Genomic DNA, 22,543 nt, shown 5'->3' on the forward strand with positions numbered 1-22,543 from the left:
TTGCTTATGTTTACTTTTAAACTTACATATCAGTTACAATTTCTAAAAATAAAAAATTGCTACGGGGAGAGTAGATCAGTATGAGTAACTTCAGTAGTTTTAGAGGCTAAGTATTTTGAGACATAACTACGATAAGGAAATAAATTAGCAAAGATATTATCAATCGTAGCGAAATCTCAAATAATTGATCTTTTAAGCTAAATAGCAATTATGAAGAATATGGAGTAGGCTTATCGAGCCACTTTTCCAATGCTTGTTTAATATATTCGCTTGGAAGTCTTTCTTGTTCTAATCTCTTAAAGCCATATATTCCTCGGCGCAATTCTGTAAATAATGTTAACTCGTCATGAGTTAAGTGTGTTGGCTCATGATTTATAGAGTCCGGCTCATCTACCATACGATTGATAAACTGTTTTATCGTTTGGTCGTCCATCATGATAGCGGTCAACTTTGGACAGTATTCTCTGGCGCGGCTTAATATCATTAAACCTTCAGAGTCAATATCGCCCCAGTACGCTACTGTCTTTTTCTGTAACCAGCCAGCATTCATCCAATTAATATTTTTACCACCCCCTGCAACTGCAATCGTGTTTTCTGTTTCTGGGAGTGCTAAGCAAGATTGCTCATTTTCTACGACTAAAATATGTTTAGCAGGCAGCGCTTGGCTATGTAGAACATGTATCGGTAATCTTAAAATAGGCAAGCCAGATAAAGCATATCTTGTATCAGGGCACAAAGGTCGTACCATTAACCAGCCTTTAGGCTTATCCAAGCATCCGAGCCAATAAGCTAAGCCTTGTTCTTTGATTTGCCCAGGATAAAAAGCTTCCAATAAGGTCTCGATAAGCTTGTGATAGGTTTCTATAAACTTGGTATCAACGTAACATACTGGCAAAGCGCGCAAGTATAGCCCGGCACCCATTCCTTTTTTTAATTGCGGTATAAGCGCGACCAGTAACTTTAGATCATCAGCACTCAAGTTATCAACAACTTCTAACATATCAATGAGAGCAAAAAATAAATTCTCATGCCAGCTATCTGCAATCTTATTTGTACTGTTAGCAGATGACATTGTCATGCCTTTAGCGATTTCGGTATGAAGGTAGCTTAGTTTTTTTTGCCAGTCTTTAAGCTGCTGGCGTGCCGATGCGCCTAATATTTCAGACAGTGCTTGAATATTAGGAATAGTTAAAGTGATAGGAAGGGTCTGTTCAGAAAAATGTCGAAAGCTATTATGCTGCCATTGCACCATATCAGCGAAAGCAAAATTACGCCACGCTTGCACAAATTCGTGGAAATGCAGTGTATGGTTGAGTAATTCATTACCTGTTTTGGGAGGCTTTAGGCTTATGACAATAGGGAAGGCTCTTTCATTTTTTAAACGGGCTTTAAGGCGTGGTAGATTGTCCCACTCTCGCTTTTTTAGTTGTGTGATGACGGCTGCAGGCATCAAACCCCAATTTGGTGTTTCTGTAGTTATCATCTCTTTAGTCATGAAGCTCAATACCTAATTCTGCAATTTCTTGGTTGTCTTGGGAGAACTGTTCAAGCTTATTCTTTGCCAGGATGTTATCCACTTCTTTCCAAGTAACTTCGCATAATCGGCTTTCATGATGTTCTTGGTTACGCTCAGCAATCAGTAAGCTTCTGGCAGATTCACGTGCCAAATTTAGGTTCTTAAATGGGGTGATTAAGTTGACATGAATGTTTAGCTTTTTGAATACTTTTAGTACGCGGCGACTAACTTGTTCGGCAGTATTTGAAAAAGCTTCGTCCAGAAACACAGTACTATATATTGGCATATCACAGCCATCGGGCGTTAACACATAAGCGAGGCTTGCTGCAACAATCATACCCGCAAAAGATTCTTTTTCGCCGCCCGATTTGCCACTTGATGAGCTGAGCACGTCCAAGACCTCTTGTGTATCGTTATCAATTTCTTCAGCAAAAAATGCCAGCTGATAGCGAGGGTCTAATAAACGTAAACTTTCAAGGGTAGTACTCGAAGTGGAGCTAGTAGCTTTATCCAATATGTCGATGACCTCTTTAAGTAGGTAAAACCTTCTTGTATGGTTATCGTCGTTCACCGCAGAGAGGGCCTGATTGAGTTTTTGGTTAAAGGTTTGTACATGCAAGAAGTTTTCACGTTTTAAACTGAGCTTAAGATGAGAGTCTTGCCTAAACTCAGTTTTCTTTAATACCTCATTGATATGTCCAATACGCCGACGAATATCGTCATGCACCATAGATAAGTGATTACTTAGACGTGCCAGCGATTGAGTGGCATGTTTGTTTAAGCGTTTTTTAAATTCATCCAGTAACTCAGGTAATCCCTCATTGCTTAATTGGTTCAAATGGGCGATATAGTCATCCATACCATTCAGCCCTGTTTCCCATTCAACCGTATAAGCCTGCCATTGTGGTTTTGATTTATAGCTACTCATAATGCCGATAGCTGTATGAGTATATTTGTTGAGCCTACTTTGGTTTTCGTTTATTTTTTCTTCAAGCTGTTTGGTTATTTGCGTTTGATAGCTAGAATTGTCAAGCTCGATATTACCAACCAACGCCTTTAGCTGCTGTTTTACCTGCTCATCTAACTCTACTTCAGCTAATCTCTTAGATCTATCAAGCTCCTTTTGCACAGATGATAACTCTTGCTCTTTTGCACCGTTTTGACGCACCTTCTCTTTTTTATCTTGAGCGACTTTAGATAAAGCTTCTTCAGCATTATCAAAGCGTACTTTAGCTTGTTTTAAATCGCCTTGGGCGTTTTCAATAGCGCTTAGCTCATGTTCCTCATGCTCCAGTCTTTGTTGCCAATACGGTACATTGATTTGTGACCATTCAAATTCCTCTAACTTCTTCCATGAGGATATTTGTTCACTGACACTACGCATGGCTGCGCGTGCATCTTTCCAGTGTTTACTATCTTCTTGCAGCTTTGTTTTGAGCTGCTCTATTTCTACTTGCAGCAATGCGAGCTTGTTTTTGTTGCTAAAGCCCAGTTGCCAATGACGCCTATCATTAATACTCTGCAAGTCTTTTTTATCAAAGCGGCCTTTTTCTTTATGAATTAATCCTTGCCGAGTCATTGAAAAAGCAGTGCGGTCGAGCTGTTCGGTGTTAGCCACACACAGCAAATCATAACGAGATAAAAATGTTTTGAGCCAGTCACGATAAGAGTGAGTACGCCATTTTAGCTTACATAAAAAACCGTCAGCTTTAAATGCAGTATGGCTCTTAGCTTGTTGATTATCCAATACTACTTGTACACGGACATGTAATCCTGTGTGCTGGCTATTAAGCCATTTAGTAACAAGCGAGTAATACTCTTTTGGTACAAGTAATGTGGTTTTTAATCCTCCAAGTGCTCGCTCGATAGCGCCTTGCCAATCTTGTTCATCTTCTTCTATATCGACCAATTCACCGATATACATGAGTGTATTAGGATCAATGCCTAAACTACGGGAAATTGCGTCTTTTAGTTGGTTAAACTTCGGTGGAATATTTGAGTTAGGTTGGCTTTTAAGTGCTTCAATCTCATTTGATAGCTCTCGATGGTGTTCCTCAGTTTCATTTAAAGCAATGGCGCAGTCACCAAATTCACGTTCACGGTCTGCTTCTTGCTCAGCGAGATGCTCTTGAATATTATTGGCTTGAGTAATATTGCTGTGAAAAGTCTGCTCATCTAAAGTGGTTTTAATACTTAGGTTACGGCATAGTATTTGGTAACGAGAGGCGTTCGCATTGGTGCGGTTAAGGGTATCTTTAGTAGCTTGGATGTCTTTTTTTAGGCTATCAATGCGATTGCCGCCGAGGTTCATATATTCATCACGGCAGCGGTTTACTGTTTCAGTAGCATCACGCTCTTGTTGTTCGATTTGCGCAAGATCGCGCTCTAATTGCTCTAGCTGTTGTGACAACTGCTGTTGCTTTTGCTGATATAGTTTGGCGTAGCACTGAGCAAAATAGATCGGCAGCGCTTGTTTTTGCTTAGAAGTGTCATTAATAACTAATTGTGTTTTTACGATATCATCAGCAAGCTTTGGTAAGCGTTCAAGGTGGGTAACTTGCTCTTTGGCATCTTGCAGGCGAGTATGAATGGCAACCAAGTCACCGAATTCTTTCACAATCTCTTTGGCGTCATCACGAACGCCACTTGGCTCAAGTACCAGCGTACGAATCAGCTCAGTTAAGTCATCAATCTTTTTTAGACCCAGCGCTCGCGAGAGAAGGGCCGGCGCATTTGGGTTGTCCATATAGAGCATGCGTCGGTACAGCTCTTGATAGTCGCCAAAATTATCATCACAGCAAGTTACTTCTGGCTGCATGCTTAACCATTGTTTTAATTTACGGACATTGCCTTGAGCAAACTGATCTAAGACCTCTGACAGTGGCAACTGTTTTTGAGCGACGACATACAGTCTTTTCACATCACTTAACGAGTTACTAGCGACAGTCGTCCAAAATAGTGCCAATAAAGTCATTTTTTGACCATCGTCACTGATATATTCAGCAGATAGTCCTGTAATAACACCTTTATCGCGCTTACTTTTTACCTTAGTGTTGATACCATCGTGCGCTGAGCCAAAACTGCCACGCATGTAGCTGATTAGTGAGCGGTCACTTTTGTCATTTTGTGCTGCCGCGACATTAAAAGTCGCTCTACCAGCAGGCATGAGCAGTGCCATTAATCCATCAATTAAGGTGGACTTTCCTGAGCCATTATCTCCTGTGATGAGGGTTCCTTCCACGTCGATATTTGCCGTATGTAACCCATGGAATGACCCCCAATTAAATACAGACAGTTTGGCTAAGCGTATTTGGCTAAGTGGCGTGATGTTCAGAGTCGCGTCATTTGATGATTGTTGCATTATATTCATCCTCATTCGCCAAATAAATCGGACTGATTATCTATAGATTGATTATTGGAAGTTTTTTCGGATTTTACTTTGTTTGTAGATTGATTGTTTAAGGAGTAATCCTGAGAATGTTTGTTATCTTCGAAATCGTCATCTTCAAAAGTAGGTGATTCTACTTCTGTGTTTGTTGTACCTTGTGCCAAGCGCAGATATTCACCCAGCATACTCTCTAAAAAATCAGCACTGACCACATAACGAATCAAAGGCGTTATCTCGTAACGATCATCATTGCCGCGAATGCTACTTAATAAATGGCGACGGCTAAGCTCTTTGAGTCGCGCGCTCAATTTTTTAAGATCTCGGCTGGTATGATCAGTTAATGGTAAAAAAGGGATGAGTAGCGATGACAGGCGTTCAATGTCGATGATGATTTTTTGTTCGCCACTGGTTTCGCGCTCTTGATAATATTTTCGCAACATTAACAATATCAAGGTGTCATATAAGCTCAGTGTGCGTTTGCTAATCAGCGAGTGAGTGTGCTCATCATCATTACTATCTATAAGCTCATCTGCTAACAGGTCTTTAGGGTGGCTTGTACTTGCTGAATCAAAGCTATCTTGGCTGTTGCCTGCAGTCTCACTATCAGAACGAGCAATAAAAGCAATACCTTGCCGCTCATCTAAAACTAAGGTTAAGTAGACCTCAGACAAATGGCGCTGAATCATCGACTGATATCGGCATAATGAATGATATAAATTAGGTTTTTGCGCATGAAAAATAACCCCATGGCGCATGATATGTACTAAGACGCGACTGGCATCGCCAGGCATAGGGTCTAGCATAGTATTTTTAATCGCAGACTCATCGTTAACACTTTCGCTATCAGGACTAATAGTTTCGTTCTTACTCGCTGATGTAGATTTCTTATCGTGATTACTACTAACGGCAGTGTCACTGTTGGTACCAATGACCATGTCAAAAAAATGATTGGATACACTCATTCTAATCCTCTATATTCAGTCCGTTGTCATTAGTTTTTTATAATTAGTCTTATTAGAAGGTATGGTTACAGCGATAAGTCTTCAATATTTTCAGGGAATAAAGAAGGCGTTAGTAGCATTGTTGGTATGCTGGCACGTAACATATTGCCTTGATTGTCATTAATGATAACTTCCTCCACTGATGCAAGCTCAGTAGCTTTTACAGCACGGGCAATACGAATGTAAGCAACTAATTCTTCAAGCCCTTCACTAATGGGTAGTTGATGAATAAGCTGAGAAATGGTTTGTGGACTGTTTTGCATGAGCATAGACTTTACTTTTATGGCCACTTCTTGCACTTTAACTGAGTTTAGACTCGCAAGCATCTTGACGCTTGGCTCACGGCTATTAATATGAGGTGTTGTGAGGCCCATTTGTAGCCGCTCATCGGGTTGTTTTAGTCTGATTGAGTCTGGAGATGACAACTCAATCTTACCCACAGACAATGACAATGAGGTGTTTGATTTTAAGTTGCACTCTTTATTACGTAAGGTTACCGCCAACTGCTCAAGCTTGTTGATGAGTTTGCCTACGGTACGGTTTTCGCTCATTGCGCCACTTTCAATATAGGCTCTTAATTCTTGTTCGGTACGTCTGCGAATGCGAAGTACTCTTTCGCTCTCACGGCTCAGTTCTGCTATCAAATCCGCTAAAAACTGACGTTGATGTAAGCTTAAATGCTTTGCTGCAGGTGTTTGTAAGACATACTGCAATTGCTCACGAAACTCTGTGACACGGTTGTAATCACATAATAGTTGAAAAAACCCTTCAAAAGCACTGCCAGCTTCGGTCTCTGATAACACATTTTCTTGTTTCATAACTTCATTTAGCAGATTGCCTCTTGAAGTAGCGTCGTCGATCATCTGTATGCGAACGTCTTTATCAAGCTTACGTATTTGTTCTTCTAATAACCTAAAATCACCGGTGAGTTGTGACGCAAGCTGGTATATTTCACGGATATATTCACGCTGTTCATTGTCGCTCAACGTATGTACCACACCTGCCTGCAAATCGTCTATTTGACGCTGAATGGCTGCTTTTTTTTCTTCAAGTAACTTAACTCGGCTATCAGTATCTTCATTGGTAACGACCACAAAATCTCGAACAGCTTCTTGTACGATACGCAAGTGTGAGGCACTGACACCAATACTACGTTCTTCTAGCCCATGACAAAAGCGTATCACCATTTCTGTTGCATCAGTTTTGGTCAATAGATCATCAAGTTCACGAAGCCAGCCCTGAGCTATCCATTGATTAAGGTAAGTAGTAGCGTTGGTTTGGGTTTCCCAAATACCAAGATTACGACTGTGTTCAATTTGCGCCTCTAATAGTAATTTAGCTCGGTTATAGGGCACTTCGCTACGTTCACTGAATAGATCAGAGATAAACGCCATTATGTGCGGTGCATTGTCTGCTCGCATCAATCGCCATCCTGCATGCTCTTGATATAAGCGCCGATACTTAGCAGATAGGCCTTGAAAACTCACAATAGACTCCTTATCGGATAGAGGAAATTAACCCCAAATTTATTTAATATGGCAAATATGCTTGTCAGTCTATTTTTATTATTATCAAACCCCGATTTTCACAAAGCCACCTGACAAATATTATGATTAGCAAGTTGTAGTGCTAGCTTTATATAAACAGGCTTAGATGAATTATCACCATAGTATTTTCATATTGTGGTTGATAATCAGTATTTCTATAAATACTATTTATAGACCCGTAATATTATAGGTAATCACATCTGATAACTTTTAAACATATGGATATAAGTTAATGCTGCAAGCGCCCATCACTTCATAACCACCTTGCCAGCCGCACCATCCATGCGATAGTTTTTAATGTCCCCGGCGATAACTAAGTTAATGGCTTTTTCAATCTCATCAAGGGGAACATTGAACCACTCTGTCGCCTTGTAAAGATTATTATCTGCTGCTTTTGAAGATACTTTGACTCTTTGATCATAGAAGAAGGCATGCAAGACCCTTTCCACACTACGAGCATTGGCATCATAGACTTGCCATTCAGCTATGATATCTACGGGCTGTTGCAAGAAAGCGGTATCCCTAATCGAGTGTTTAGTACGCGCTTCTCCTGTAAGGGTTGAGAAGCCAATTTTGTGCAGATGTTTATAGTGCGCTAAATCACTTGGGGTCTCAGCCAGCTTAGCAACATAAATGACACCGGTAAGTTGTCGCTCGTCCCCAAAGTTTTTGGCGAGCTCATCGTCCATCCAGTCAGGATCAGTGATTAATAACTGGTAGCTGTTTTCGTATTTATATTGAGCAGTAGCCAATGAATGTGTGAGCATATTGGACTCTGTACCATTAGAGAATATTAAGCGTAATCTCTCTTGGCTACGGGTATTCTTTCTGGCCTCTGCTTTATAAATATTAGCCACATAGCAAAGCATGCCGTTTAAAACAAAGACGCTGCCAATATTGATATCTTTCACTGATGAAAAGTTAGTTTTAGTAAAAGCACCTGTTTGAATGGCTTTAGATATACGCTCAAACGTCGCTTCAAACTTATAAAAGTCCTTACATTCAAACCGACTGGCTATATCTTCGTCATTATATTGATCATAGCTGGCACGTGTATTGCTCTGATGGTCATTGACTAAGATCTCAGAGTGAATGTTATCAAAGAGTCCTAGGTCATCACTGTTAAAAATATCATCTAGACTATTAATCACAGGAGGCTCGCTAATAGCCTCAACTACCGGCTCAGCTTTTTCAGTGCCAGCGCTATTTGTCTTTTCAGACTCATTATTCTTATTACTTATACTTTTGTCTGAGAGGGTCGGTTTGTCGTCAGATAGGGTAGAGGCCGTACTTTGAGCAGTTAATAAACCATGTCTATCTAAAGCTAGCAGTTCTTGCGAGTCTGCGTGGTTGGTTTGTATAGTCGCTAACAGGCGAGCTTGTATCTTTTCATTAATATCGTTGGCACTGCTACTAGGCACGTGTCCCTGTTGATCGATAAAAAAGTTGATAGTGTCAAACTGCTGCGCTAAAACACTATTAGTATCTGCGCTTTTGGTAGTAGGCTTAACATCATCAAGTAGGCCAGTACTGTCATTGATAAAAATATCGTCTAGCGTTTTGTACTCACGACTTTGATAGATCTCATCGAGTTTAATCATGACTATTGGCTTCTCGCTTGGCTTTTTGGTTTCTGACATAAGTGATAACCTCAGCCATACGTCGCTCGATAGCGTCCTCTGAGTTTTTACTAGGTTGACGATTTCTATTTTTCATAAATGCAACGATCTTTGGCCACATCAGAACCGCTTCTTCCTCAGTAACAGTAGAACGGCTGGCATGCACAACGTCATTAATGGTTTGCAATACTTCTTTGTCCACTGTCCTAGAGAGAACTTCATACGCATCATGAAAGGGATTGACGGAGCGCACAAGATCGATAGGAAGGTTGTTTACATTGACGAACTTACTGCCAACCTTCACAAAGCCGTTGCTAGGGTTTGAGTTGTTGCTACTGCTTGATTGAGTTTTGGGGTTATAAATTTTTGCATCAGCTGGCAGGTGGCGCTCTTTAATAATGTCACTTTCATTGAGCTGACCTTTCCGTTCAGCGTTTAGAGTGGCGATATCGACATATTCAGTGCCTTGCTTAATAAAAAAACGCTCATTTTCGATGACCGCATCCTCAGGAATATCCTTACCTTCAACCACGCCACCTTGGCGGTTAATAGCCATATACTGCATGACACCTTCTTGTACTTGCCGTACCTCATCAGTGTCTAGAGCTGGATACTTACTACGAATAATACTTGGAATAACGGTATCTGATACGGCTTCTGTTTCTACGTTATTGGTCTCAGCAGCGATATACTTTTTTATGTTCTCTGTATTTTGGGCTAACTGCGCCAATATCTCATCACGGTCTTGGTTGAGTATCTTCATGACTCGATCGGAGGGCGGGTTTACTGTATCGTCAATGATAATGGTACCTGCCGGCAAGTCGGCCTTGCCTAATATATCCAGCTCACTACGACGTTTAAAGTTGATGTTAGGTTTGAGCACTTGCTCCATCAGTAGCGATAGAGTAATGGCTTTTAATAAGTCATTAACAGAGCTTGTCACCTCAGACTTATCTGCTTCTGGTTCAGCGATTAGGTTAGTAAATTGAGCATGGTGTTTGCCCGCGCTATCTCGTGTTGAACGGCCAATAATCTGCACCACTTCAGTCAGCGAGCCTCGATAGCCAATGGTCAATACATGTTCGCAATACTCCCAGTCAAAGCCTTCTTTTGCCATGCCAAGAGCAATAATGATATCCATCTGATCGCGAGAGGTAATATCAGCTAAATAAGCCTGAGTGTTCGCCCGCATAGCATCATCAGTCACTAGGTCTGCGAGTAGCAATTGCTTACCGTCATGTGCGCGTATTGTCATAACACCAGTAATATCATCACGAGACTCAACTTCACCAATGACATCTATGATACGGCCAACGGTCTCATACTTGTCTGTCTCAGCAGTTAAGCTATTGACGTTCGGGATATGAATAATGGTCTTTTTACTAGTGTCCAAGCATTCATCTAAGGCATCAAAGAAGGACTTTTTATAAAAGTGATAGCCAAGTCCCAATGACTTTAAGTGTTCATAACCGTTTAGCTGTTCATAGTAGGTATAAGTCACCTTATCAAACTTTTCTTCATCGCTATCGGATAAGATGGGCACGGAGTCGCCACGGAAATAGGAGCCGGTCATTGCCACAATATGCGCGCTAGTCCGTGTCATAATGCCATCGAGTATGGCACCCAAGCGGTTAGAGTCATCCGCTGACACGTGATGGAACTCATCAATACCGATCAGCACGTCATTAAATAGTGAGATGTCGCCGCCATCTTCAATCACTTTGTCAAAACCATATCGAAAGCTATGATGGGTGCAGACTAATACTTGGGGTAAGGCGCTGTCATCTACATCTTGGGTAATAAACTCTGAGAATATCGCAGTCTTGCGCGTATCACTTTGGGCGAGACTTAAGCATAAGTTATAACGATCGGCCACTTCCCAATCAGCAAAAAAACCATAGTCACTGAGCGCTGTTGATTTAAAGGATTTACCGATACTCATCTCTGGGACGGCAATGATGACCTTTTTGATACCTTGATTGATAAGCTTGTCGAGTGCCAAAAACATCATGGCACGTGACTTACCAGAGGCCGGCGGCGACTTAATCAGCAAATACTGGCTATGACGCTTCTCGAATGCACGCGCCTGCATTTCGCGCATGCCAAGCTCGTTGTTCTTTTTACTTTGACCCGTGCGGGCGTAATTTTGATTTAGGATATTAACAGTAGCAGTCATAGTCGATTCATCATAGGTAGAGATACTTGTAAGTCTGTAGCGTCGTAACAATAAAGCTCATTTGTCATAGCAATAGTGTGAAACTAATAAACACAAGTTATCGTATTATCATTAGGATTAAACTCAGCCTTTTGATCAAAGACACCGTCCATCCAGTGTGATGTCTGACGTGTTTTGAAATGCTTCCACACGCTTTGCATGTCTGCATTCTTGGCAAAATTCAGCACGTGTGCACCGCCTTCTGACTCGGGTCTGAACTTATAGTGATATTCTGTTATAGGTTGCTCGCGATATTTAACGCCATTTGCAAACTTAATATGGTATTCAGTATATTCAAGATTGGTATGCATACTCACATCCTTCATCAGTGGACTATAACCAGGGCTCCATTGAGAGCGTGGAGTTATAGAAAACTCATATATCTCATCATTTTCATTCGGTTCTGCAAGCGTCTTCATCCTCATTGATCTACTAATAAATTTATTATGATTTTCATTGATAGAGCTATAAACGGGCCCATCTCCAATACAGCCATCCTCCATCCAAGCAAACAATATAAACATATCGCCTTCAGGAAGGTCTTGACCATTTTTACCTTTTAGCGATATGAGATCGCTTTGCGACGCGGCTGATGCTTGACCCATAGAAAATACGAGTAGTGTAGTAAAGGCTACGCTTGGTAAGATTTTGGAAATCATAATAGAATGCTCTTTATAAGGGGGTTGATGTTGTTTTGGTATGGATATTGATGCCAAATAAGCTACTTAGCTTTCTTTTTAACCTTGCTCTGTTTTTCTGCTTCGATAAGCTGCTCATAGCGTGCCAGCAAATGCGCCAAGCGCTCCTCGGTATTGGCAAATCCTTGCGGACGGTACAGCTTGTCCACCGCATCGTCGAGCGTGCTATGTGCTTGCTTTAAATCATCAGGCATCTTATCGGGATCGTATAGCTCTGCCAAACTCATGCCAGCGTTACTGGCGCGGGCGAGTAGGATTTCTTCTGCGAGATTTTCAATGTGCTTTTTCTGCTCGTCTGTGGCATCAGGGAAGGGGAAGGTGTTATAAACGATAGTGCCTGAATATCTATAATCGCTTTTCAAGCGTCCCGCGACTAATCGCATCCAGTCGTTATGAATAATAGATGTAAGAATAGCAAAGTCGTATAATGTACCGTTTGGAATGATCTGGTTAGCATCGCTTGAGATAATGTCATGCTCCAAAAAACCTATTGGCACATAACGTCGTCTTTCTGATGAAACTCTCGGGATTAAAATGTAATTACCAGATAAAGGCTGTCTTATTTCTGAAAATAAATGCGGAGTTTTCGATACTTTTCTAGTGCCGCTTCTGCTGCTATTTTTTCTCATAGTTCTAACTATGTGAAACCTTTCAGTGAGGGCAGTGTGGTTTTTTAGGTGCTCTAGATCTTCTTGACTAGCCGTATTAAACCAAAGACACCACCTTTCTTTAGCATTCAAGTACTCATCTGCACCTAGTATTTTTTTCACCCATTTTTTTAACTCAGGGAATGATTGTAACAAATCAGTTTTTTCAGAATCAGAAAGTATTAGTTGCCCGAAATCTCTTGGTACATTTCCTAAAACTAGCTTTGAGCCATTATGTATTGGAGTGCTGCGACTTTCTACAGTGGCGTTTGAACTAGCCACTAAGTAGGGGCTAATATTAGGGACAACTTCTGTATGCCAAATCTTATCTATATATTTATATATAGTTTTTGCTTTACTTGGTATTGTCGATAGTCCAATTATGACTACATGTACAGCAGCATTATGCTTGGCACTGTTGCGCCATGGGAATGTTTGATAAGCAAAGCTAATATGAATGCCTAGTTCAAAAATATAAGGGAACAGCATCGCTACTTGCTCACCCTGAGCAATAGAGTTAGTTGATACCAAGGCAAGCTCAGCATTAGAGTTGGCAATATATTGTGAGCCCTTCCAAAACCAAGAAGTCACATAATCGAGGAATTTAAACTTTTTGAACCCTTTAAATACTCGCGTCATATCCTCTGTCTGTTCATCTGTACGATTGCCTGAGCCCCCAAACGGCGGATTACCAATAATATAAATCTCATCACTGCCATTATTTGGACAGACCTCATTCCAGTCGATACGTAAGCTATTGCCATAAACAATGTGACCGCTGTCTTTGAGTGGCAGCATTGGCTGAGATGCACCGAATTCTTGCTCAAACAACACATTCATCTGATGTTCAGCGAGCCAAAGTGACAAACGCGCTATTTGACTGGCAAAGTCATCATACTCGATACCGTATAAGCTATCTAAGCTGATCGCGCTTTGAAAGCCTAGACCTAACAAGTTGTCTTTCGAGCCTAGTAAGTCACGTTGTGCTTTTAATATATCGATTTCTAGTTTGCGTAACTCTTTATAAGCAATGATCAAGAAGTTGCCTGATCCACACGCTGGGTCAAATACTTTGATTTGGCTGATACGCTCAAGCAGGGCATCTAAACGCTCGGCTTTGTTATTCTTATGGCGATTGTCATAACTTAATGCTCTCACCGCGTCTAGCTCTTCATGTAGCTCATCTAAGAATAATGGCTGTATGACCTTCATAATATTGCTAACGCTGGTGTAATGCTGTCCTAAGCTGCCACGCTGCTCAGGGTCGATTACCGCTTGAAACATCGAGCCAAAAATATCGGGGTTAATCTCGGCCCAGCTCAAACGTGCACACTCTAACAAGATACGGCGGGTACGTGCATCAAACTCCGGGATGGCAAAGGGATATTCAAACAAGCTACCGTTGACGTACGGGAAGGCGCTTAGGTGGGTGGGCTTGGTATCACGCTCGGAGCTGGACTCAGGTAAGTTGAGAATGTCAAACAGCTCATATAAGACGCTATCGACATCGCTACCGTCTATATTGGTAGTGCCATCGATCACATCATGGAACTGATCTGGCTTAAAGATACCCGTATCTTCGGCATAAAAGCAGAACAGTAGTCTCGTCAAAAATATATTAAGCGCATGTAAGTCATCAGCAGTATTAAACTCATTGAGCTTGCGGATATGGTCAAACAAACGCCCCATTTTCTCTGACGCCTGCACATCGGCTGGGTGCTCTGAGTACTCACGGGCACGCTCTAGGCCGGCAAATGGTAATAAGAAATGGTAGTTTTTATATAGGTCGGCAAAGTCGCAATCAAGCGTCTCATCATACTTGGTGTCATTAATCAGTACGGTGTTAAAATCCGTCACCATCACCATGCGGATTTTGTGCTGACTAATAATTGGGCTGCTTACCACCTCACTTAGCGCTTTAGCAAGGTCTTGGCCTGCATCGATAGGCTTAAAGTAAATGCGCTGCTTATTGGCAACCTCGCCAGCTTCAGGATTGGCTGCGACGTTAAAACGACCGTCATTTTTTTTGAGTGATGTAATAGTAGATTTTGAGACATCTAGCAGCGTTAGGAAATCAAAGATAAAGTCTTCTTTCTTATTCTTATCAATGACTTTAGTGGTTAATTTTTCTAAATCTTCAAAAAACTGGGTTTGGTTGAATGCCATGGTTGTCTCTATAGATGATTTACTAATATAAAAAAGTAGGCTAATGTGCAATTATAGCGCTATCTCATAATATTTAAAGGCTTAGTTGCTCTAAATGGAACGATATAGCGCATTATTACTTGTTTTTTATAAAACAAAAGTTTATTAGTAGGGCTTATTGATGATAGTTAGTGACTATTTTCATGGTGATGCAATCCGTATTGGATGGGCACAGCATGGTTGCTATGGAGAAGCATTACATATCATTGTTAATTTTGCTAGCGCTAAGCATCGTAAAGCTGAAGGGATAGTTGACGTTCGAACTGAACTGAGCGACTTGCGTAATAAGCCTGGTAATTCTAATAATTAAATGTATTTAAAGTTTATAGAAACTCTTAAATATGGTTTCTACCACTTTATCTAGCGTGGTTTTAAACTCCGGTAATTGCCTGTTATTTTCTAAATATAGTTTGTCAGTCATTTTCTAATCATTTGTTTATGTTACTATCGTATTTTTATTAGTTACAGTATGTAATTGTTAATAAGGTGGACGGTATCGATGGATTTTTGGCTAAACGTGGCGCAAGTCTCGCAAGAGTATTTTGTATTCCCAGCAGTAATCTTTGTTTTTGTTGTAATCGTCAGCATAATCTTTCGTTTGAATTATACTAAACCGGCTAAATCGCTAAACAACAAGCTACTGCAGTTAATTCAGGAACTAGAGGCGGTTGATGACACGTCGGGGGTCAATAAAAACTCCTTAGATGAGAAATTTAGTAGTCATACGTCGTTGAAACAGGCTTGGTCGAACTACAAAAAAACCTTCCATGATACTTATGAGACTGTAGATGGGGAAGATAGGGTTGTTCACTCACATGCAACCGTACCAAGTGAAGCGTTTTTTACAGAATCCATCGTCGTAGATGTACCATTAAAGGTAGAGTTTTATAAGCATTTGCCCGGCATGATTACAGGTGTCGGTATTATTGTTACCTTTGTAGGTTTGCTCATCGGTCTACTAGCCTTTGATCCTGCTGGCAGTCCTGACACGGTTCAAGACAGTCTAAATCTGCTACTGACTGGCGTTGCTGAGGCATTCATGGCGTCTGGATTGGCTATTCTGGTCGCTATGCTTATCACATGGCGTGAAAAGTCATGGCTGAGACAGTGCTACGCGCAATTACAGCGGTTAAACACAGCTATTGATAATGCCTTTATTCCTGATGACAGCGGTGAGGAATATTTAGCCAAACTATTAAAATCGTCGCAAGCAAACGAAGCCAATGCTCGCCAGCTCAAAGACAGTCTAGTAAATGAGCTAAAGGTCATGATGACCAATCTGGTTGATGAGAATAAAAAGAATCAGACAGCTTTTGCGACTCATTTGAGTGAGTCTTATGCACAAACCAGTCAGTCGATGGCAACTCAAATAGGCGAGTCTATCACTGACAACTTACAAGGCCCATTAGATAAGATTGCCTCTAGCGTGCAGCAAGTTAGTGGCGATCAAGGTTCAGCAGTACAGGAGCTGATGACCGATGTGTTAACTGCCTTTATGAGTAAGCTTGAAACGACATTTGGCAGTCAAATGAATGGCATGAGTGAGATGATGACGCAGTCTGTCACCGCCATGCGTGAGATGCAGTCAGGGTTTTCTCAGCTCATTACAGATATGCAAGTCAATAGTGAAACATCAACGAAGACGCTAGAGACGCAAATGACAAACATGATGGAGAGTATCCAGCAAAAGCAAAATGAGATGGCAGCTCAAATGAACGATATGGTAGAAAACCTATCTACAGGTTCCGCCAAGATGAGTGAGCAAGGATTACAAGCTGCAGAACAGCTAAATATTAAGATGTCAGAGCTTGTCTCAGATTTGGGTACCGCCATGTCAGGTCTGCTTGGAAATGTTGCCGAGCAGCGTATCGAGCAAGATCGCCTAATATCAGACAACCAACAAAAACTTCATGAGCAGTCAACAACGCTCATTGATAACTTAGGTGGCGAGATTAAAGAGCTGATAGCGCACAGCCAAGACGCCGTTCAAATGCATAAAGAGAACATCCAGAAACTGTCTAAAGTCACTACAGACAGTATCACTGGTATGAACGAGGGCGCAGAAAAAATGCGCAGAGCGTCCGAGCAGTTTACGACAGCGGGTAGTTCGCTGAGTACGGTTACTGAAAAATCCTCAGAACTTATTGCACAGGTTAATACCACCTCAACCAACATGACTAACGCCAGCAGCAATTTGATTGAGTTGGTCAGAGATTATAAGAACTCTCAAAATAGCGTTAATCTTGCCATCAAAACACTCGAGGGTCTCATTCAGCAATCAAAATCTGAGGCAGGCATGAGCAGTCAAATGCTTAATGATATGCAAGGCATGACAACCGCGCTTAATCAAGTGAAGGAAGAGATGCAAGAGTATCTAACAGAGGTCAGCGATGTGTTGGTGAAAAGCTTTGATAGCTTTGGCAGCTCTGTTGAAAGCAGCCTAAACCAATCCTTAGTGTCTTTTGATAATACCCTTGATCAAGCTGTCAAACGCCTCGCAACAGGCGTTGAGGGACTAGGTAACGTGGTAGAAGATCTTGAAGATCTTACCCAGAAAGTCAGACGCTAATTTTGGAGTGTATCGCTAATGTTTGGTAATAATAGGTACGCAAAAAAGCATCGTCCAAAAGATGAGGGAGAAAAGCCCTTTTGGATATCATTTGCTGACTTAATGACTGCGCTTATGACCTTGTTTTTGGTGGTCATGGCGGTGTCCTTGATGGTAGTGACCAAAAAAATCAATGAAGCCACACAAGCAGAGAAAGAGCGTAGCTCGGAGATTTTAGATATCTGTACCAGTATCAAAGATGACCCTACCTTAAAAGATCAACTCGTTACCGTAGACTGTAAAGAGAATCGTATTAATTTCGGTGAAGCGGGTCGTTTTGGTCATAACGACTATAGGCTTAGTTCAGAAGGTATAAAAGCGTTAAGTGCATTAGTCCCTGTTGTTTTAAATGCCGCTAATAGTAAAAATGGCGAAAAATGGTTTAAACAAATCGTGATTGAAGGCTTTACCGATACGGACGGCTCATATTTATATAACCTAAATCTAAGCTTGCGGCGTTCAGAATGGGTCATGTGTAGTTTGCTCGACCCAAAATTTAACCCAGAGCTTAATTTAACAGCTGCGCAAGAGAGTCAAATTAAGCAGTTGTTTTTAGCGGGTGGGGTGTCGTTTAATGCGGCAAAAGACAGTAAAGAAGCCTCACGACGTGTCGAGCTACGAATGCAGTTTTATGGCTTAAAAGAGCAAGAAGATATCGAGGATCAACCCACCTTTGATACCGTTTCTGTTGAAAGCTGTCAGTTGCCAAGGTAGATGTGATGAGTATCGCTTATTTAAAACAAAGACTAAACGTGAGCGTCGAGAGGTTCTCTGAGCCTGCTCAAGCACAAAACAAATTTGCTAGACCGCATAAATTGATAAAAACCTTAGATATCATTGAGCGTAGGTTTGATGATATGGAAAATGCTCAGCCTATTGAAGAAAAGATTATCAATTCTATTAAAAAGTTAGAAAAGTCTGGCATAGACTATCTGACCAAACGTGACTGGAAGAATCTTGCATGGTCACTGAGCAAAAAATTGCCGCATTATGAGGATAAAATTTTATTTACTTTTGTGGGTAGTAAACTAATTAATCAGTTTAAGAACATGCAGCCTGCATTACTTAAGGCTGTTTATTTCCCTTTGCTTTATAGTTATTTTGCAGTAGAACAAGATGAGATCAATAAACGCCCTAACAACTGGCTTGAGCTCAAAAACATTTTGAGTAACAACCGCTCCTCTCTATTTCAAACCACCACACGGCCCAAAAAATGGCTGACGACGTTAACTGACCATCCTGAACTACTATCAGCAGACCCTTCCAAAAAGTTTATTCGTAATTTTTTACATAATAGCGATAAGGACAGAGTAAGCAATCAGCTAGAAAGCCTAAGTATCGCACCGAATAGTTGGTTTTGGGATAGTTTAGTAAGCTCATCTATCAAGTCGGTTAAAACGATGAGAGAGGACGATTACCTCGAAGCCATCCCTCGCTTTCTGCGTTTATTAGAACAAAACCCAATCTATACCAAAGACATCTTAACAGCGCTACTTGAACGTTATCCAACAGCGCAACAAGCAGAGTTTAAGAGAAATAATGCTGGGCGATTTAAAAGGATTGTTGGTAAAAGCAATGCTGCAAACGCTTTTATGATAAAAATAGGGGGGTTCTATATAGTAGAGTTCTCTGAAATGAATAATGCGACCTACTTTTATCGTAAGCTTCCGTACCCTCCTTTTCAGGGAAAAACAGGTAAAGTAGAGATTACTAGCTTAAAGTCAACTTCTCAGGCTCAGTTTTACTTATCACATCAAGGAGCTTGGGAGAAATCCTTCGATCGCAGACTGCAAGAATTAGGAATATTTCCGGATTAAAACTATAGAGTATCTTTAATGAAATTAGCATTTTGGAAAAGAAATAAAAACAAGCAGACTCCAATATCAGAAACTGTAGTCAATAGTGTCGAGCCTGCGCCATTACAATATGATGATATTGGTTTAAAGCATAACTATAAATCGGTAGCCAAAACAGATGCCGACTTTTATTGGGAGAGCTTGGCAGATGAAGAGCTCGCTTATCAGTCAGATGATGGCTATGTACTGCCATGGGAAGCGCTTTTTGAGATACAGCAAGACCCTGAACATACTATAGACAGTAATGCCATTGAATGGCTTAACTTGCCACCATCAAGTGAATTATATCCGGTCATCCGTAGTGAAAAGGGTCTAAGTGACAAAGATTTCCAAATCATTCTTGACGGCTGGTGTGATAAAAATAAGATTAAGTTTAAAGGGTCGGTCAAACGAGAAGGCGCTATTGTTAGTATTGCTGGCAAAGAATATTTATTAAATGAGTCGGCCTGGAAACTGGTTGAAAAGATTAAAGCATTCTCTCGTATTACGGATAAGAACAAAGCATTAAATCAAAAGTATTGGGCACAGATACGTAGTCTAGCAAATAAAAGTGAAGCCAATTTAGATGAGTTTTTACGTAAAACTATCGTACTCGCCCCAGAAGAGCTGCAACTTAATCTTCGTAAAAACTTAGTGAGCACAGAATCGATAGTTGAAGTACAGCCTGACTTTAAAGACGCACCTGCAAACTGGCTGCAAACTTTCGATAGCTATAATGACGTTCAAAGTGAATATACAATCAGCTTGCCAGAAGGCGGCCTTGCGCATGTCATCATCGAGCCACAAGTCAAAAGCGTACTCAGTGAAATCAAAAAAATGCCCAATCGGCGCATCGCTGGTGAGCGTGCACAGACTTTTTTGCATAACCCTTTTTCTCAGTTAGGTGATGACGCAGTTGAAGTCATATCTTCAGAGAGTTTCGAGCAATCAAAAGAAGACGCAGAAATCTATAGCTATCGTATGAGTATAGATAAAGCTTACGATGAATCATCATATTTTATTTCAGCTCAGCTGACACTGCATGAAAACTCAGATCGAGAAGCAGATCCTATTTTATTAGCGCTCTCCAATGTAGTGCAGGCTAAGCATTTTATAGCTGCTTATGAGAAAAAATCTCCTATTTTTCTATGGGCGGGCTATAACATCGATAGAACCAGCTATTTAGATGATCAAGTAGCCGCGCTTAAAAATGATCTAGAAAATATTCAGCAGTATGAAGATGATTTACAAGCTAAAAACGTACTGGATTTAAATAATTATAGCGATCGAGTAATAGGGATTGGGGAAGCTGAAAAGCTGAGTTCTGAAGCCATCCAAAAGGACAGTGGCGAGTCAAAATGGTTGCCACAGAACCTTATTGAAGAGTCTGCTACTTTATCTCAGCTGACTGCTGACAATGATATTGAGACTACTACTGAACGACTTAAGCAGCACATTAAGCAGGCAGAATTAGAAGGATCAGGCTTTGTACAACATCCAGAGAGCAATATATCTATTTCATTAGACGAAGCAAAGCGCTTGCTAAATGAGCTTTATGATTCAAAAAATGAGAATGCAGCTAAGAGTAATACCGAGCAAGAGAAACCAGAGGAGTCAGAAAAAAAGAAAAAGTCCACCTTATTGATTGCCAATAATATTGATGAGGCTGATTTTACTAAGCAGCGAGCTGAAGTCCTAAGCCTTAATGAAAAAAACTTCCCAGCAGCGAGATTACCATCAAGCTTTAGAGATCAAGAGTTCAGTTTAAAAAAGCATCAAGAGTATGGTGTTGCTTGGCTACAAAATCTATATCAGTATGCGCCGATGCAGGTGAGTGGTTGCTTGCTAGCCGATGATATGGGGCTAGGAAAAACGCTGCAGTTACTTTGTTTTATCGGAGAAATTCTAGAAACAGCAGAAGATAAAAAACCTGCGTTAGTGGTAGCGCCAGTGTCGTTGCTAGAAAACTGGGAATCTGAAATCAATCGATTTTTTAGTGCCAAGTTTGGCAAAGTGTTGAGTCTATATGGTGATAATTTAAAACAGCGAAAAATACCTAAGCACTTAATATCTTCTCAATTAAGAGATGATTATGGCATTACAAAGCTACTTGAAGATAATTGGTTGGGCGGTGCAGATATTGTGCTCACCACTTATGAAACCATGCGAGATCTTGAGTTCTCCTTAGGGAGGGTGGACTGGAGCGTTATGGTCTGCGATGAGGCACAAAAAATTAAAGTGCCTACGGCGATGGTGACAAAAGCTGCTAAAGCACAAAAAGCTGACTTTAAGATTGCCTGTACCGGTACACCTGTAGAAAACTCACTAGTAGATCTGTGGTGCTTATTTGATTTTATACAAGAAAACTTGCTCGGCTCTTTAACTGAGTTTAACAAAGAGTACCGCCGTCCTATTGAGAGAAAAGAGGATGAGAATGGCGCAATAATAAACCATCTTCGTCAATTGATTGAGCCGCAAGTATTGAGACGTATGAAACACGATGTCGCTGAGTTGCCCGCAAAGCACGAGGTTGATGACTGTAAGGATATTACAATTTCACAGTTACAACGCACGTTATATAAGCAAGTATCTAATGACACTCAGAGTCTATCTGAGCAAGGTAATAAGGGCGTGATGTTAAAAGCGCTGCATGATATGCGGATGGTTTGTGCCCATCCCTTAAAGCTACATCAGCAAGCAACGATCAATGACTCGCCTAAAGCTATATGGCTAATAGAGACTTTAGAGCTCATAAAACAAAAAAATGAGAAGGTTATTATTTTTACTGAGTTTAGAGACATTCAAGTATTTATAAAACGCCTTTTACTTGAGCGATATGGTTTAAATGTGACGACTGTAAACGGCGACACAAATACCGACAGTAAAAAAGGGTTAACTCGGCAGGCAACTATTGATAAGTTTCAAGAAATAGAAGGGTTTAATGCGATTATCTTATCCACGGTAGCTGTTGGCTTCGGGGTGAATATCCAAAAGGCGAATCATGTGATTCATTATACACGGAGCTGGAACCCTGCTAAAGAAGACCAGGCGACAGATAGGGCATATCGCATTGGACAAGATAAAGAGGTCTATGTGTACTATCCGTCTATTGCAGCACAAGATTTCGAGACCTTTGAAATTAAACTGGACAAGCTGTTATCTAGTAAGCGTCGTCTTGCTGACGATATGTTAGAACCAAACACTGAGATCACACAAGAGCTGATTCAGTCGGTTTATTGAGTTGAGCGCTTATGAGGAAAAGTA

The 22,543-nt window shown here is 40.9% G+C and carries 12 protein-coding genes; 4 read left to right on the forward strand and 8 right to left on the reverse strand.

What is annotated here, in order from left to right; all coding sequences use genetic code 11:
• Nucleotides 1-208: 208 nt before the first annotated feature.
• The 8 genes from GYK50_RS05560 to GYK50_RS05595 form a co-directional block, all read right to left on the reverse strand.
• Entirely contained in the window at nt 209-1,495 is a 1,287-nt protein-coding gene (locus tag GYK50_RS05560) for a Wadjet anti-phage system protein JetD domain-containing protein (protein WP_083328828.1), read from the reverse strand.
• Nucleotides 1,488-4,877: an ATP-binding protein gene (locus GYK50_RS05565; RefSeq protein WP_340050175.1), complete on the reverse strand. Its 3,390-nt coding sequence runs from the start codon at nt 4,875-4,877 to the stop codon at nt 1,488-1,490. The genes GYK50_RS05560 and GYK50_RS05565 overlap by 8 nt, the downstream gene beginning before the upstream one ends.
• Nucleotides 4,878-4,888: 11 nt before the next feature.
• Nucleotides 4,889-5,866, reverse strand: a complete 978-nt coding sequence (locus GYK50_RS05570; protein WP_212564411.1) for a DUF4194 domain-containing protein — start codon at nt 5,864-5,866, stop codon at nt 4,889-4,891.
• Between the two features lie 65 nt (nt 5,867-5,931).
• Nucleotides 5,932-7,392, reverse strand: a complete 1,461-nt coding sequence (locus tag GYK50_RS05575) for a DUF3375 domain-containing protein (RefSeq protein WP_212564412.1) — start codon at nt 7,390-7,392, stop codon at nt 5,932-5,934.
• Between the two features lie 308 nt (nt 7,393-7,700).
• Nucleotides 7,701-9,092 (reverse strand): GIY-YIG nuclease family protein, encoded by a 1,392-nt coding sequence (locus tag GYK50_RS05580; protein ID WP_212564413.1) that lies wholly within the window; start codon nt 9,090-9,092, stop codon nt 7,701-7,703.
• Nucleotides 9,046-11,247 carry a DEAD/DEAH box helicase gene (locus GYK50_RS05585; protein ID WP_212564414.1) on the reverse strand — a complete coding sequence of 734 codons (2,202 nt, stop codon included), beginning with the start codon at nt 11,245-11,247 and terminating at the stop codon, nt 9,046-9,048. Before GYK50_RS05585 ends, GYK50_RS05580 begins: the two co-directional genes overlap by 47 nt.
• Nucleotides 11,248-11,330: 83 nt before the next feature.
• Entirely contained in the window at nt 11,331-11,945 is a 615-nt protein-coding gene (locus GYK50_RS05590; RefSeq protein WP_212564415.1) for a hypothetical protein, read from the reverse strand.
• Between the two features lie 62 nt (nt 11,946-12,007).
• Nucleotides 12,008-14,797 (reverse strand): class I SAM-dependent DNA methyltransferase, encoded by a 2,790-nt coding sequence (locus GYK50_RS05595; RefSeq protein WP_212564416.1) that lies wholly within the window; start codon nt 14,795-14,797, stop codon nt 12,008-12,010.
• A 538-nt stretch (nt 14,798-15,335) separates the two neighbouring features.
• On the opposite strand from GYK50_RS05595, the gene zorA reads away from it, so the two are divergent.
• Genes zorA through GYK50_RS05615 form a run of 4 tightly spaced genes read left to right on the forward strand, consistent with a single transcriptional unit; the run spans nt 15,336 to nt 22,519 of the window.
• Nucleotides 15,336-17,405: an anti-phage ZorAB system protein ZorA gene (gene zorA / locus GYK50_RS05600; protein ID WP_212564417.1), complete on the forward strand. Its 2,070-nt coding sequence runs from the start codon at nt 15,336-15,338 to the stop codon at nt 17,403-17,405.
• A gap of 18 nt (nt 17,406-17,423) precedes the next feature.
• Nucleotides 17,424-18,158, forward strand: coding sequence for a type I Zorya anti-phage system protein ZorB1 (gene zorB1 / locus GYK50_RS05605; protein WP_212564418.1), 735 nt, complete (start codon nt 17,424-17,426; stop codon nt 18,156-18,158).
• A 5-nt stretch (nt 18,159-18,163) separates the two neighbouring features.
• Nucleotides 18,164-19,261, forward strand: coding sequence for an EH signature domain-containing protein (locus tag GYK50_RS05610; RefSeq protein WP_212564419.1), 1,098 nt, complete (start codon nt 18,164-18,166; stop codon nt 19,259-19,261).
• A gap of 18 nt (nt 19,262-19,279) precedes the next feature.
• Nucleotides 19,280-22,519 (forward strand): DEAD/DEAH box helicase, encoded by a 3,240-nt coding sequence (locus GYK50_RS05615; RefSeq protein ID WP_212564420.1) that lies wholly within the window; start codon nt 19,280-19,282, stop codon nt 22,517-22,519.
• Nucleotides 22,520-22,543 lie beyond the last annotated feature (24 nt).

This window comes from Psychrobacter pacificensis, assembly GCF_018336615.1.
Lineage (GTDB): Bacteria > Pseudomonadota > Gammaproteobacteria > Pseudomonadales > Moraxellaceae > Psychrobacter > Psychrobacter pacificensis.

What these genes read in the sequence shown, in the direction of transcription:
- GYK50_RS05570 (WP_212564411.1), bottom strand. Translation starts at nt 5,866, where the DNA reads ATGAGTGTATCCAATCATTTTTTTGACATGGTCATTGGTACCAACAGT.
- GYK50_RS05580 (WP_212564413.1), bottom strand. Translation starts at nt 9,092, where the DNA reads ATGTCAGAAACCAAAAAGCCAAGCGAGAAGCCAATAGTCATGATTAAA.
- GYK50_RS05595 (WP_212564416.1), bottom strand. Translation starts at nt 14,797, where the DNA reads ATGGCATTCAACCAAACCCAGTTTTTTGAAGATTTAGAAAAATTAACC.
- GYK50_RS05585 (WP_212564414.1), bottom strand. Translation starts at nt 11,247, where the DNA reads ATGACTGCTACTGTTAATATCCTAAATCAAAATTACGCCCGCACGGGT.
- GYK50_RS05590 (WP_212564415.1), bottom strand. Translation starts at nt 11,945, where the DNA reads ATGATTTCCAAAATCTTACCAAGCGTAGCCTTTACTACACTACTCGTA.
- GYK50_RS05610 (WP_212564419.1), top strand. Translation starts at nt 18,164, where the DNA reads ATGAGTATCGCTTATTTAAAACAAAGACTAAACGTGAGCGTCGAGAGG.
- zorB1 (WP_212564418.1), top strand. Translation starts at nt 17,424, where the DNA reads ATGTTTGGTAATAATAGGTACGCAAAAAAGCATCGTCCAAAAGATGAG.
- zorA (WP_212564417.1), top strand. Translation starts at nt 15,336, where the DNA reads ATGGATTTTTGGCTAAACGTGGCGCAAGTCTCGCAAGAGTATTTTGTA.
- GYK50_RS05565 (WP_340050175.1), bottom strand. Translation starts at nt 4,877, where the DNA reads ATGCAACAATCATCAAATGACGCGACTCTGAACATCACGCCACTTAGC.
- GYK50_RS05615 (WP_212564420.1), top strand. Translation starts at nt 19,280, where the DNA reads ATGAAATTAGCATTTTGGAAAAGAAATAAAAACAAGCAGACTCCAATA.
- GYK50_RS05560 (WP_083328828.1), bottom strand. Translation starts at nt 1,495, where the DNA reads ATGACTAAAGAGATGATAACTACAGAAACACCAAATTGGGGTTTGATG.